General features: G+C 60.0%; 10 protein-coding genes. 2 read left to right on the forward strand and 8 right to left on the reverse strand.

Annotation, left to right across the window (positions count from 1 at the left end; genetic code table 11):
• Positions 1-4: 4 nt before the first annotated feature.
• From G359_RS05795 to G359_RS05825, 7 genes are all read right to left on the reverse strand, one after another.
• On the reverse strand, positions 5-796 hold the full coding sequence (locus G359_RS05795; protein ID WP_052699204.1) for an ABC transporter permease: 792 nt from the start codon (positions 794-796) through the stop codon (positions 5-7).
• Positions 793-1617 carry an ABC transporter ATP-binding protein gene (locus G359_RS05800; RefSeq protein ID WP_245279942.1) on the reverse strand — a complete coding sequence of 275 codons (825 nt, stop codon included), beginning with the start codon at positions 1615-1617 and terminating at the stop codon, positions 793-795. The genes G359_RS05795 and G359_RS05800 overlap by 4 nt, the downstream gene beginning before the upstream one ends.
• A 229-nt stretch (positions 1618-1846) precedes the next feature.
• The gene (locus tag G359_RS05805; protein ID WP_052699205.1) at positions 1847-3013 is read right to left on the reverse strand and encodes a metallophosphoesterase; all 1167 of its coding nucleotides are present in this window, start codon (positions 3011-3013) and stop codon (positions 1847-1849) included.
• Between the two features lie 259 nt (positions 3014-3272).
• Positions 3273-4106, reverse strand: coding sequence for an ABC transporter permease (locus G359_RS05810; RefSeq protein ID WP_045835360.1), 834 nt, complete (start codon positions 4104-4106; stop codon positions 3273-3275).
• The gene (locus tag G359_RS05815; protein ID WP_045835361.1) at positions 4106-4972 is read right to left on the reverse strand and encodes an ABC transporter permease; all 867 of its coding nucleotides are present in this window, start codon (positions 4970-4972) and stop codon (positions 4106-4108) included. Before G359_RS05815 ends, G359_RS05810 begins: the two co-directional genes overlap by 1 nt.
• Positions 4973-5075: 103 nt before the next feature.
• Entirely contained in the window at positions 5076-6239 is a 1164-nt protein-coding gene (locus G359_RS05820; RefSeq protein ID WP_045835362.1) for an ABC transporter substrate-binding protein, read from the reverse strand.
• 19 nt (positions 6240-6258) lie between these two features.
• Positions 6259-7347: an ABC transporter ATP-binding protein gene (locus G359_RS05825; RefSeq protein WP_045835363.1), complete on the reverse strand. Its 1089-nt coding sequence runs from the start codon at positions 7345-7347 to the stop codon at positions 6259-6261.
• 735 nt (positions 7348-8082) lie between these two features.
• On the opposite strand from G359_RS05825, the gene mgtA reads away from it, so the two are divergent.
• Both mgtA and G359_RS05835 read left to right on the forward strand, forming a co-directional pair.
• The gene (mgtA, locus tag G359_RS05830) at positions 8083-10647 is read left to right on the forward strand and encodes a magnesium-translocating P-type ATPase (protein ID WP_045835364.1); all 2565 of its coding nucleotides are present in this window, start codon (positions 8083-8085) and stop codon (positions 10645-10647) included.
• A 252-nt stretch (positions 10648-10899) separates the two neighbouring features.
• Positions 10900-11241 (forward strand): hypothetical protein, encoded by a 342-nt coding sequence (locus tag G359_RS05835; RefSeq protein WP_156150681.1) that lies wholly within the window; start codon positions 10900-10902, stop codon positions 11239-11241.
• Positions 11242-11325: 84 nt separating this feature from the next.
• Here the strand turns inward: G359_RS05835 and G359_RS05840 are convergent, their stop codons facing one another.
• Positions 11326-14058 (reverse strand): bifunctional acetate--CoA ligase family protein/GNAT family N-acetyltransferase, encoded by a 2733-nt coding sequence (locus G359_RS05840; protein ID WP_045835366.1) that lies wholly within the window; start codon positions 14056-14058, stop codon positions 11326-11328.
• Positions 14059-14170: the final 112 nt, after the last annotated feature.

Genomic DNA, 14170 nt, shown 5'->3' on the forward strand with positions numbered 1-14170 from the left:
TTTTCTAGCGAGGATAATTCCACGGAACGATGAGGCGCCGCTCGATGATGCCGAGCGCACCGATCATCAGTGCGCCGAGCAGGCCGATCACCGTCATGCCGACAAGGACGCGCGAAGTTTCGAGCGCGAGTCGGCTCACTTGAATCATGTAGCCGAGCCCCGATTGGGCCGCGATCAGCTCCGCCGTCACCACGGCCATCCAGGCTTGTCCGAGACCGATCCGCAATCCCGTGACGATCATCGGCAGCGCCGACGGCAGCATGACCTTGACGAGAATCGCGCCGGGACCTGCGCCGAGCGAGCGGGCGGCATTGACATGCTCCTGCTGCAGCGAGGTGCCGCCGGCGAAGGCATTGAGGAAGATCGGGAAGAAGGCGGCGATGGAGGTGATGAAATAGCTCGGCGGATCGCCAAGTCCCATCCAAAGGATGGCGAGCGGGATCCACGCGATAGGCGGTATCGGGCGAATGAGGGCAATGAGCGGCATCACGAGCCCGCGCAGGACGCGCGAATAGGCGAGGATGAGTGCGAGCGGTACGGCGACGCTCGCCGCCATCAGAAAACCAGCGATGACGCGCACAAGGCTCGCGCGCACGTCACCAGCCAGAGAGCCATCTGAAATCAGTTCGCCATAGGTTTCGAACACCGAGAGCGGTGAGGGGAGCAACACTGCGTTGCCGAGCCTTGCCGAAGCCCACGTCCAGATGATGAGAAAGATAGCAAGTCCGGCTGTGCCGAGCGCGAGCGCAGTTCCTGCAGAGCCGATCTTTGCAACGAGTTTACGAGTGGCGGTCATCGGAACGATTTCCGGGCTTCAACGCGAATGATATCTGCGATCTCGCGGCGTCGCTCGATGAACGCCGGCTCGTCCATGACCTCGGGGGCGCGTGGCCGGTCGAATGGAATGTGGAACTCGCGCGCGATGCGGCCAGGAAGCGCCTCCATGACGACGACGCGATCGGCGAGGAAGATCGCCTCCTCTATGTCATGCGTCACGAACACGACGGTGGGGCGCAGTTTGTCCCAGATGGATAAAAGCTCTTCCTGCATCAGCGCGCGCGTTTGCGCATCGAGCGCGCCGAACGGCTCGTCCATCAGCAGAACGGGAGGCCGTGTCGCCAAGGCGCGGGCAATGCCGACGCGTTGCTGCATGCCGCCCGACAGGCTCGACGGCCAGGAGTTGGCGACGTCGCCCAGCCCCACGGTGTCCAACAATTCGCGGGCTATACCTCGCGGATCGGGCAGTCCGAGGCGTCGCGGGCCGAAGGCCACGTTCTCGAGCACCGTCATCCAGGGGAAAAGAGAATGCTTCTGAAAGACGACGCCGCATTTGGCCGACGGGCCATTCAGCGGCTGTCCGTCAAGATAAGCTTTACCGCTGGAGGGCGGGCGGAATCCGGCGAAGACATTAAGAAGTGTGGATTTCCCGCAGCCACTGGGTCCCAGCAAAGCGACGAACTCACCGGGCGCGATCGACAGTGAAACATCCTCGACCGCCGCGTGCGGCCGGCCATCGAAGCTGACCGTAACCCCGTCGAGGCTAAGGCGCGGAGTCACATCTTGGCTTGCGGTGGGGCCAGGCTGCTGACCGCCCTCGACCAAATGCAGAACCGGCACGGGTGGTGTATCCGAGGTCGCTGCGAGTGATGTGGCTTGGAGTGAATGTCGATGCGCGCCCAAGCGTCACCCGGATTGGTCGTTGGTAAAGTTCATGAGTGGAAATGGATCACTACGATCCACTCATGAATGCCGGAACGAAGAAATCCTTCGATGCTTAGCAGTCGGGCTGCTTTCCCGACTGCGATCTTCGCCGCAGCAACCGTTATGTCGGATGCTTCCAACGCGCTCACGCGGGAACGAACGGTTTGCTGAGTTCAAGCACGCGTTCGGCCGGACGATACCAGCCTTGTGGCGCATAACTGTCATCGTGCAGATAGAGCCGCACACGCACGAGCCGGGAACCGGCAGTGAAAGTGAAATGTCTGCTCATTGGTGGGCAGGTGACGAAGGAGTGGTACTTCGACAGCTGCGCGCAATTGACGAAGTTGGTTCCCCACCGCTGCTCGACGTGGCTGCGTCCGCTCACAATATCATCTGGATACGTGTGCGTGTGGCCGCCGAGCCAGACGTCGACCGAGCCGGGATTCTCTGCGAGGTAACGTTCGAATTTCTGAGCCTTAGGCTCGTCGTCGACGAAATAGAGATACGACGCGCCCTCCGGAACGCCATCGACACCATGATAGCGACCATGCCGGAAACGGCCGTCGGGATAGCGTGAGACGCCTTCGTAGTCTCCAGATGCAACGGTGGTTTCGCGCAGCATGTGATGGTGACAGCTGATCACGATCTCGTCGCGGGCCGCCTCGACTTTCTGCTTCCACCACTCCCACGTCTCGCTCGTAACGGCTCCAGCGGGCGAACCGCCCCCGAATTCCTGCCGTCCGACCGGATAGGGCAAGTCGTTGCGATCGCTCATCATCAGGAAATTGAGATTGCCGACCTTGAAAGAATAGCGCTCCCACGTGCCTTGAACGGCATAGGGTCGGCGGCTCGGATCGACACCGGATGTCTCCTGGCTCTCGCCAATCGGATCGATCCATTTGCGGAACCACCAATTGTCCGGCTTGCCTTTGCTCGATGGGGCATCGCCCGGCGAGGCGTCGTGGTTGCCTGCCACGGGATAGATCTGCTCTCTACGATGGTGCTTGAGCACGCCGATTTGCCGAACGACCTCTTTGCCTTGCTCGTCGTCGGGGAGATCCCAAAGACCGGCATTGTCGCCGAGATCGAGCGCGATATCCCAGCGGAACGCAGGTCCGCCGAGATCGCCACCTTCCTCCGACTGCCGCAATGCGTTCGCTAAGCTTTCCGGATATCCCGCCGGCGGGATGAAACCCATGCCATTGCGGATGGCAGCGGACACCGCCCGATCGGTCGCCACATGGGCATCTGAAAACACCCAGAGGTGAAAGGTCTCGTTGTCGCTGACGCGACCGGCGGGCTCGCTCGTCATGTAGGTCTGCTCTGCGGACTATATTGGAAACTGTTAAGGGAGGCCCGCATGTGAAGGCTCACATCGAGGAGCGCAAATAAGACATTCTGCTTTCCTTTTTCGAAGTTCGTATTTGACCTGTGAGAAGCGCACACGGCGAGGGGCGCGGTAAGAGGACACCGTCGGGCGAACAAGAAGCTGGTTGTCTGAGAAACTTTAGTGGAATGGGTTTGCCAAATTCCCGAAGCCACCCGTCTCCAGATTCTGACCGCGGCTCAACTCAAGCTTTTTGAACTTGGTCGCCGGACTTGAGCTTCTTCTCGCGCGTCAGGAAGCGGGCCATGACGATGAGGACGAGAGAGGCGACGAGAACAATGGTTGCGATTGCGTTGATCTCGGGCGTGATGCCGCGCCTGATCGAGGCGAAGACATAAATCGGCAACGTCGTTTTTGAGCCGGCGACAAAGAAGGCGATAATGAAATCGTCGAAGGAGAACGTGAAGGCGAGCAGAAATCCCGCGGCGATCGACGGGCTGATCTGCGGAAGCACGATCTCCCGAAACGTTGTCAGCGGGGTCGCATAGAGGTCGCTCGACGCCTCGACGATGTCCCGGCCGAGGCTCGCGAGGCGCGCCCTCACGATCATCGTCACCAGGGCCATGGTGAACAACCCATGCGCCGCGACGATGGAGCCATAGCCGAGGCCAAGCTTCGGTGGATCGGTGCCGGGCCAAACGGCGGCGATAGCAGGATTCAAAAACGAGAACAGCTCCACGAGCGCCACCAGCGTGGCGATGCCAATGACGACGCCCGGTACGACGATGGCTGCCGAAAGGAGGCCGTCGAAGACGGCTCTCGTTCGTTGCCCAAGCCGCTCCAGACCTATCGCCGCCATGGTGCCGAAAATCGCGGCAAGGCTCGCGCTGGTGAAGGCGACGATGAGACTGGTCTCAAGGGCGTCCATGAGAAAAGGATTCGAGAGCGCGCGGCCATACCATTGCGTCGAGAAGCCCACGAGCTCGCTCGCGTTACGTCCCGAATTGAAGGAGAACAGCACCACCAGTGCGATCGGCGCGTACAGGAACACATACAGGGCGAAAACCAACGCTCGCATCAGATCAGATCCACCTGACGTGTGCCGGATACGCGCCATGCGATGCGCATGGCAACCAGAAGCACCGCGACGACGACCACAACCAACGTGACGGCAATGGCAGAGCCGAAAGGCCAATTGCGCGATTGCAGGAAGAGGTCGACCAAAGCGTTGCCAATGAAGAAAACCTTGCCCCCTCCGAGCAGCTGAGGGATCAGGTATTCGCCGAGCAGCAGGATCGTGACCAGCGAGACCCCCGTCATGACACCCGGCAGCGATAACGGCAGCGTGACTCCGAAAAAGGTCGAGAGGGGCGATGCGCCAAGATCGGCCGAGGCATCCAGCAAACGCCTGTCGAGCTTTTCGAGGCTGACGTAAATCGGCAGGATCATCAGCGGCAGGTAGCCATAGACGATTCCAAGCAGCACAGCACCCGGCGTGTTCAGAAGCCGCACGTCGCCAATGCCTGCGAGTTCGAGAAGATGAGGAATTCCGCGCGCGCCAAGCAGATACATCCAGGCATAGGTGCGGACCAGCATGCTCGTCCAGAACGGTATGACGATCAGCGAGATGAGGAACATTCGGTATTTCTGATCAGCCTTGATCGCCAGATAATATGCGACCGGATAGGCGATCAGCAGACAAGCGAGAGCCCCGATTGGAGCCAGCGTCAGCGTGTTGGCAAAGGCAGCCGAGCGAGCCCCCAAATTGGCAAACTGTGCAAGCGTGAAAGCAGGCTGATAGCCGCCCTCCGGTGCCCGCTCGCCAAATGCGAAGATGACGACTGCGGTGAACGGCAGCACGAGAAACGTAAACAGCCATACAGCTGCGGGCCCGACCAGCGCCGCGGTCACCAACCTTCGCTTATTCTCGGCTGAAACCGCCATGTAATCACGTGCCTTCGGGAAGTGCTTTCCCTGAGGCCGTCCGGTTCTCGCCGCGATGGCGAGGACCGGACTGTGGTCTCAGAGATAACAACTGCGGGCTCACTCAGGCGGACTTGAAGCGCGCCATCAGCTCGGCCCGGCCGGGGTCGGTCAGCGTCACGGCAGCGCCGAATTCGAGTGGCGTCAACGAGGCTTCATCCGGATAGACGATCTTGTTCGACACGATCTCTTTGGGAAGAAGCGAGATCACGCGGCTGTCGGTGGTCGGAGCGCCGTTGGCGATATGCTCTTTCACCGCGTTCTGCGGATCCATCAGGTAATTGAGCAGCGCATAACCTGCCGCCTTGTTCGGGGCATCCTTCGGGATGGCGTAGTAATCGGTCCAGATCTCGCCGCCGTCGGTACCCAGTATGTATTCGATCGACGGTACGTCGCGATTGAGCTGCGCGCCGTCGTTGGTCCAGCACATGGTCATCCAGGCATCGGTCGCGCGCATGCCGGGCTGGTAGTCGCTGTTGATCGCGAAAAGATGCGGCTTGACCTTGATGAGCAATTCTTCCGCTTTGGCGAGCTCGTCGGGTTTGATCGAATTGAAGCCGAAGCCAAGCGCCACCAATGCGCTGCCGATCGTGGTGAGCTGGTAATCGTGCACCATCGCGCGGTGATCAGCTTCGGTCTGGGCAACCTCGAAGAAATCCTTCCAGGTCTTCATCGGCGTCTTGATCTTGGAGGTATTGACGGCAAAGCCCGTTGTGCCCCAGTTCTTCGGCACGGCGTAGGTCTTCCCGTCGATCTGCCCTTCCTTGGTGAAGCGCGGGTTCTCGGTTGCAGCACTGAAGTTCGGCAGCTTCGAAAGGTCGAGTTCGTCGATCAAACCCAGCTTGTGATAAGTCGAAATCGTGTAGTTGGTCGGCACGAAGAGCGACCAGCCGGTGGCGCCGGCCTGCAGCTTGGCCAACATCTCCTCATTCGAACCGAAGACATTGACCTCGACCGCGACGCCGGTAGCCGCCTTGAAGTTTTCGAACGTCGCCGGATCGTGGTAGTTCGGCCAGGTGGCGATGGACATCTTTGTGCCGAGTTCTCCCGCCGCATACGCGGCCGTCGAAAACGCGCCGGGAATGCGTGACATCACCGCTGTCGCCAACCCGAGACCAGTGACGCCCAGAAAGTGGCGCCGGGTCACGGAGCCACGCTTGAAACGCATGAACTCGTGCATGAAGTCGTCAGGCGAGATCGGCAGATTTTCCCTGTGCTTCTTGGTCATGTGCGTGGTTCCCCTATGGTCAGGCGGCGCTTGAAACCGGAAAGAGATGAGCGGTGGTGGGATCGAAACCGAGGAAGACCGTCTGCCCCGGCTCGACGAGTTCGCTTTCGTGAAGGTTGCGGCGGTCGGACGTAATCAGGAAGTCGCCGAGGCCCGGAACGGCAACCGAATACTCCGCGGTCGACCCGAGGAATATCCGGTTTGTCACGGTGCCCTGGAACCCGGTGGCGCCGGGCTTGGCATGGCGATCGACGCGAATGGCTTCAGGGCGAATAGCCAGGATCGCCTCACCGGCAGTCAGGCCGCGCCGCTCACCGACGTTGATTGCCGATCCATCGGCGAGCCGTAAGGTCCGGCCGTCGGCTTCCAGTAACGCGGTGACGCGGTTCGTCTTTCCCACGAAGTCCGCCACGAACAGGTCGGCCGGGTGATCGTAGACGTCCTGCGGGGTGCCGAGCTGACTGATGCGGCCAGCGTTCATCACGCAAACGACGTCCGCCATCGACAAGGCTTCCTCCTGGTCGTGCGTGACCAGCACGAAGGTGATGCCGAGTTCGCGCTGCAGCGTCTGCAACTCGATCTGCATGGCTGCTCTTAGCTTTCTGTCGAGCGCCGCAAGCGGTTCGTCGAGCAGGAGAACGGCCGGCTTGTTCACAATGGCCCGCGCCAGTGCGACCCGCTGCTGCTGTCCGCCGGACAGCTCATGAATGCGTCGCTGCGCGAAGCCGCCTAGGCGCACCATTTCCAGCGCCTGGGTTGCCTTGCGCGCGATCTCGGAGGCCTCGATGCGGGGCCGCATCTGCCGCAAGCCGTAGGCGACGTTCTGCTCGACATTGAGGTGCGGAAACAAAGCGTAGTGCTGGAACACCATGTTGACGGGACGGCGGTACGGCGCGATGCCGTTCATTTCCCGTCCGCTGATCAAAACGGTGCCGGAGGTCGGCTGCTCGAAGCCCCCGATCATTCGCAGGCACGTCGTCTTCCCACAGCCTGAAGGGCCGAGGAGCGCGAGAAAGGCCCCCTTCGGCACTTGAAGATCGACATCCGAAACCGCCGTCACGGCACCATAGTTCTTGGTGACCGAACGGAACTCAATGTCATTGTGCAAACAGGATTCCCGGTCTGTTTCCCTAACCCCAGTAGCTCGGCGAGTAGCTCGGCGATCGATCTTACGAGTGAATGATGTTTCCTAACAGATAAAGCAAAGCGGCCCCGTTATCGCAATGGCAATTTTTCGCCGAGGCGGTCACCAATCCCTGCTCAGCCCCTCAACCTAGATCGATGATTGATCATTGTGCCTGCCGATCGGGCGGTCCGATACCGATTCGATTTCGCCGGTGCAAACAGCCGATTACAAAAGCACGATGCTCCGGGAAGTCCGCTTTGGGTCAAAACCGTCGGCTGATAACCATCCGCCCGAAGATGCAGGGCTGAATCCAGGCATCGGATCGGCGCCTCGCGCCCTAGGGGTGCATGCATGTTTGTCTCTCTAATAAGGAGACAAATCATGGAGAGGAACAAGCATTCACAGATGACAAGCAGACAACCCGCATCCCGTGGAACAAAGGCAGCGTATGGGGATGAAATGCACTTCGAATGGCAGGATCATGCCAGAAGCTATTCTGACAACCAATTGATCCGAATTAAGGAAGCAGGATTCGATCCGCGTATCTTCGAGCGCAAAGTCGGGGGGAGTTTCATCGGAAATACGCGCCCATTATTACCCTACTCGTCTGGGCATCTCTCTTGTTGACCGGCTCACGGATGATTGCCATGGATCAATTGAGCCGCACCGCCAGCAGCTATTGTGCGCTGGCGAAGAGAGCTGGACGGAGCAACGGGCGTGAGGCATGAGCGGTTACTTCAGGACGAAGACAAAGGCGATCGGCCGAGATTTTGGACATCTCGCAACGATGACATTCTCCGCGCGCTTGGGGCCCGGCCTGAAGGCCTAACCTCGGCAGAGGCCGAAGAGCGGCTCGCGCGCTATGGCGCAAATATCGCGGTCGCCAGCGTACGACGGAGCCTCGTCCTCAAGATCGTGAGGCGACTAGCCGAGCCGCTGATCGCAATTCTGCTCATTGCCGGCGCGATTTCGGGTGCAATAGGGGACTGGCAGAGCTTCGCCATCATCGTAGTTATCGTCTTGTTTTCCGTCACTCTCGACATGGTGCAGGAGCAGAAGGCGGAAACCGCAGTCGACGCGCTGAAGCGTTCAGTTGCCGTCCGGGCCTCCGTCCGTCGCGACGGACGTGCCCTTGAACTGCCGGTTGCAGATATCGTCCCTGGCGATGTGATTGAACTTCACGCCGGCGATTTTGTGCCCGCGGACGGTATCGTGATCGAAAGCCGGGCAGCACTCGCCAACGAAGCTGTTCTGACAGGAGAACCTTATCCGGTCGAGAAACGGATTGGACCATGCGAGGGCATCTCGCCCGCGGACGCCTTCAATGCGCTGTTTGGAGGCACCAGCCTCGTCGGCGGCGAAGCGGTCATGCTCGTGGTGGCGACGGGCGGGGCTACACGCTTCGGCGCGATCGCGGCTTCAATCCAAGCGCAGGCGGCGCCGACGGCGTTCGAGCACGGCGTTCATGCACTGGGCATGCTAATCCTGCGTCTCACGGGCTTTCTCGTCCTCTTTGTGCTGCTCACCCAGCTCGTCCATCACGCGCTCTCCCTCGAAAGCTTTTTGTTCGCTGTAGCGCTGGCCGTTGGTCTGACGCCCGAACTTCTTCCTATGGTGATGACTGTCACGCTCTCGCGCGGGGCGATGCGGATGGCCGAGCGCAAGGTCGTCGTCAAGCGGCTGTCAGCTATTCACGATCTCGGCGCGATGGATATCCTCTGCACTGATAAGACCGGCACGCTGACGGAGGCGAAGATCGCGCATGCTGGCAGCTTTGGCATCGACGGCGTTGAAAACAATCGTGTCACCGAGTTGGCACAGCTGAACAGTCACTTCGCGAGCGGCATGCGCAGCGCTATGGACGATGCTCTCTTGTCCGGCGCGTGTGCTTCCGTCCAAGACTGGCGCCACGTCGACGACCTGCCGTTCGACTTCAACCGCCGCCGATGCTCGATCTTGATCGCGCGCGGCAACGAACATGAGATGATCACGAAGGGCGCCCCCGAGTCTCTCCTCTCGCTGTGCAGCCAGGCGGAGATTGCAGAAGATACGCTCGTTCCGCTCGACGCCGCGTTGAAGGCGAAACTCATCGACCTCATGGAGGCCAAGGGCCGAGAGGGTGTCCGTCTGCTTGGCGTGGCGCGGCGCCCGATAGCGGCGGATCGCGATCATATTGATCTCGCCGATGAGGCCGATCTCATATTCGTCGGATGTGCCGCTTTCCTCGATCCGCCCAAGTTGTCGGCGACGAAGACCGTTGCTCGTCTCGCAGAGGCAGGCGTACGTGTGAAGGTCGTCTCGGGCGATGCAGCGCCCGTTGTCCAGCATCTCGTCGAAACGCTTAAGCTTCCGGCTCGCGGCATGATCGCGGGCGAGGAGATAGCGAGCCTGAGCCAAGCTGCGCTGATCTCTAGGGTGAATGAAGTCGACCTATTCGTTCGGGTCTCGCCGGATCAGAAGAGCCGTATCGTCCAGGCCCTACGTTCCAGCGGCCACACGGTTGGATTCCTCGGCGACGGAATTAATGACGCGCCCGCCATTCATGCGGCCGACGTCGGACTTTCCGTCGAAGGCGGAACGGAAGTGGCGCGCGAAGCTGCCGACATCATCCTGCTTGCGCCCGACCTCGGCGTTCTTGGGGACGGCGTAGCTGAAGGCCGGCGCACGTACGCCAACATCATGAAATATGTCCGCATGGGGACGAGTTCGAACTTCGGCAACATGGTGTCGATGGCGCTCGCCTCGCTGGTCTTGCCGTTTCTGCCACTGGCGTCACTGCAGATCCTTCTCAACAATCTAATCTATGACTTGTCCGAAATCGGTATCCCCTTCGATTCCGCCGACGCAGAGGATCTGGCCCGGCCGAAGACCTGGGATATGAATGCCGTGCTTCGCTTCACTCTGATCATGGGCCTTCTGTCATCTGTATTCGACGCGGCGACTTTTGCGCTGTTGCGAATTGGCTTTAATGTGACCGTTGCGGAATTTCGGACGGCGTGGTTCGTCGAGTCGATCGCGACGCAGATCCTTGTCATCTTCATCATCCGTACGGCGCAGCCGTTTTGGGCGAGCCGGCCCCATCCAGTCCTCGTCGGCACGTCGCTTGGGGCGCTGACCGTTGCGCTCATCGTGGCGTTGACGCCGCTGGGCGGTGTCGTCGGCTTCGTTCCTCTGCCGCCCTCAATTCTCGCCGCGATTACCTGCGTGACCCTGCTTTATCTTGCGGGCGCCGAAGCGCTGAAGCACGTGGCTGTCTCGCCGCAACGCCAGAAGATAGCTTAAGGTTATCGAGGCTTACATGCATTGAGGCTCTAGTGTCCCCGTGGCCTATCTTTTAAAGGGAAGAGGGCGCGTGCGGTGTTTATTCCCAAAATCGAAGGTCTGTGACCCGTGAACTTGCAAAGTCTCACTCAGGATATCGATAGACTGTCGTCTGCGGACGCCGTCGTTGTAAATAGTTATGCGCGTTATATCTTGAAAAAGTCCGCGCTTTACGCGCTCTCCGCGTTTATCGCGATTTGCGGCCTTGGATTGTTGGAACTTGCTTCGTTTTGGCTTCTTGAGCCATCTTTAGGTCCTGTCGGAGCCGTGGCTGTCCTGGGCGCCGTCAACGTGTTCCTGGCACTTTCGGTTTTTGCAATTGCCGTATTGCTCAACCCTGGCCGCGAATTCTCCTTCGCGCTCGACATGCGAAAATCGGCAATACAGGCATTGGAGCAGGGTGTTTCTCCGATGCCCGGCCGGCCTGATGCTTCTGTCTTTACAATGGGTGAAGCACTGGTTTCCGCGGTCGTCGTGCCGCTGCTGGTAACGCTCCTTCGAAATTTTAGGGCTGCACAATCCGCGAAGACCGAATTAGCCGAAACAGAGAAATGAATATCGATTTCTCGAACGCCATTGCTCTTTATTTGGCGGTCACCGTCAAGAACGAGAAGCGCTAGAGATGAGCGCGTGACGAGATTATTCTGCGGCGCTGGTTTGTGGCGGTTGAGACGGGCTCGCGTGAGCTGCGATGCTTTGCGGATGCCACACGACTTCGCGGATAGACGGATCCTCCGGGACGATGTGCAACTCGAAGCCGAGATCATCTGCCATCGTGAGCATCTGCCGGTTCTCGATGTGCACAAGTCCAAACACCTCCGCCACTCCTTCGGAACGCGCGTAGCTCAGCAGCGCGTTCATGAGGTGCCGGCCAAGACCGTGGCTGTGCAGGTCGGATCTGATGAGTACACCGAATTCACCTCGGGTCCGGTCAGGTTCCAGAATGAGGCGTGACACACCGAGCAGTTCGCCGGAGTCCTTCTTGATCGCGACAAATGCCATTTCTCTCGCGTAGTCGATCTGTGTCAGCGTGGCTAAGAACGTATGCGGAAACGCGCGCCGGCCCGTAAAGAAACGCAGCCGGATATCGTCCGGTGATATGCGCGCGAAGAATGGTCCGTAGCGCGGTTCGTCATCTGGCCGGACCGGCCGCAGCGTAATCTCGCCAATGCCATCCACGGTGATCGTTTTTTGCAACCCTGAGGGATAGGGTCGGATTGCGAGTTCCTGTCTTGGGTTGATGTGCTCATCAGCGAGCTTCAGACGGGCGTCGATCGCGATCACGCCGTTCTCGTCGACCAACAGCGGATTGATATCCAATTCGCGGATTTCGGGGTGACGGATAATGAGATCGCTCACGCGTACCAACACATCAGCAACGGCGTCGACGTCAGATGCAGGCCGGTCTCGATATCCGGCCATCAAGCGCGAGATGCGGGTCTCGGCTATCATCTGGCGGGCGAGGAGATTGTCGAGCGGCGGCAACGCGAGCGCACTGTCGGCAATGACTTCGACAGCGACGCCACCGGCGCCGAACAGCATCATCGGGCCGAATGTCTGGTCGACGTTCATCCCGACGATGATTTCGAGCGCATTTGGCCTGCTGATCATGGGTTCAACGGTAAATCCATCGATGTGCGCGTCCGGTAGCTTGGACTTGATGTGCGCCAGCATTTCCACGGCCGCCTGTTCCGCGGATGCGGCGCTCTCCAAACCGAGGCGTACACCCCCGACATCGGATTTGTGCGAGATATCGGGCGAGGCGATCTTGAGCGCGCATGCCTGCGCCTGCTTCAGTACCTCAGAGGCGATGTTTCGAACCTCGACGGTGTCCCTCGCGAGCACGGCCCTGTTGGTTGGGATGCCGTAGGCTGCCAGGATCGTCTTCGTTTCGAGTGCTGACGCGACCGTGCGTCCGGCTTTGAGTATGCGTTGAATTTCCTTAGCCGCGTCTTCCGCGTGGTACCTCCGCTCTTCTGCGGCAACGGGCGGCGTCTGCATCAACTCGGTTTGGGCTCGCGCATAGTCGACCAACTGCATGAAACCGGTAACTGCTTCCGACGTCGTCGCGAATGTCGGGATATTGTTTGCTGTGAATAGCTCGCGCGGTTCCTTTGCAACCGCCTCTCCGAGCCAGCACGTGATGACAGGCTTTGTCGGCCGGCCGCTGTCACGGCGATTGAGATTTATTTCTTCGATTACGGCAGTCGCTGCGTCACGCGCCGGTGTGATCGCGGTTGGACAGTTCAGGACAAGGACGGCATCGGACTGCGGATCTTGGAGAAGCTCGTGAAGCGCATCGGTGTACCGCTTCGCAGTGGCGTCGCCGATGATGTCGACAGGATTGCCGTGCGACCACGTTGCCGGAAGCACCTTGTCGAGCGCCGCTATCGTTTTCGTATCGAGCTTCGCCAGGACGCCCTTGGCATCTTGCAATTCGTCGGCTGCGAGAACGCCGGCTCCGCCGCCGTTCGTCAGGATTGCCAGTCGTTCTCCGGCGAGTTTTGGTGCGTGGGCGAGGATTTCGGCGGCCGCAAAAAGTTCATCGAGCGTCCTGACCCGGAGCAAACCCGAACGGCGGAACGCAGCGTCATAGGCGGCATCTGAGCCAGCCAACGCGCCCGTGTGCGAAAGAGCGGCGCGGGCTCCGCCAGTGTGGCGCCCGCTCTTGACGACGACGACCGGCTTCAACCTTGCGGCACGGCGCGCGGCAGAGAGAAACTTCGGCGCGTGCGTAACGGCTTCGACGTAGAGCAGAATAGCGCGGCTAGACCGGTCGGTCGCAAGATAGTCGAGCATATCGCCAAGGTCGATGTCTGCCATTTCTCCGAGGGACACCACGTGCGAGAAGCCGATGTGACGAGCCGCCGCCCAGTCGATAACCGCAGTAATCAGCGCGCCGGATTGCGATACGAAAGAAAGATCTCCCACCAGCGGAGCGCGATGTGCGAAGCTCGCATTGAGGCCTATCTGTGGAACCATAAGTCCGATGCAGTTCGGTCCCAGGATGCGCATACAATAGGGACGAGCGACCTCGAGCATCTCTTTCGACCTTGGGCCGAGACCTGCTGTCAAAACGACAGCGGCGCGTGTTCCTTTGCGGCCGAGGTCGGCGATTATGCCAGGCACTGCGGCAGGCGGGGCCGCGACGACTGCGAGGTCCGGCGCCTCGGGAAGGTCATTGACCGAGCCGTAGCAGTGGCGGCCCTCGACCTCGGAGTGATTTGGATTAACCAGGCGGATGTCGCCAGCAAACTTTCCTGTCGAGAGGTTGCGCATCACCGTGAGCCCCACCGAGCCTGGCTTCGAACTGGCGCCAATCAATGCGACTGATTTTGGAGCCATGAGGTGCGTGAGGTTGCGTATGGTCATCCCGTTCCTTCGCTAGTTGCACGTTCCGCCGAGGACGTCTTAGCCGGTACGATCAACCAGGGGCTGATCAGGATCAACCCTTTACGCCCCGCCGACTAACCCTTTTTGACAT

Source organism: Hyphomicrobium sp. 99, from assembly GCF_000384335.2.
In the GTDB taxonomy this organism is placed as follows: domain Bacteria; phylum Pseudomonadota; class Alphaproteobacteria; order Rhizobiales; family Hyphomicrobiaceae; genus Hyphomicrobium_B.

Coding starts and splice junctions, on each gene's coding strand:
- G359_RS05795 (WP_052699204.1), bottom strand. CDS start 796: ATGACCGCCACTCGTAAACTCGTTGCAAAGATCGGCTCTGCAGGAACT.
- G359_RS05805 (WP_052699205.1), bottom strand. CDS start 3,013: ATGACGAGCGAGCCCGCCGGTCGCGTCAGCGACAACGAGACCTTTCAC.
- G359_RS05810 (WP_045835360.1), bottom strand. CDS start 4,106: ATGCGAGCGTTGGTTTTCGCCCTGTATGTGTTCCTGTACGCGCCGATC.
- G359_RS05815 (WP_045835361.1), bottom strand. CDS start 4,972: ATGGCGGTTTCAGCCGAGAATAAGCGAAGGTTGGTGACCGCGGCGCTG.
- G359_RS05820 (WP_045835362.1), bottom strand. CDS start 6,239: ATGACCAAGAAGCACAGGGAAAATCTGCCGATCTCGCCTGACGACTTC.
- G359_RS05840 (WP_045835366.1), bottom strand. CDS start 14,058: ATGACCATACGCAACCTCACGCACCTCATGGCTCCAAAATCAGTCGCA.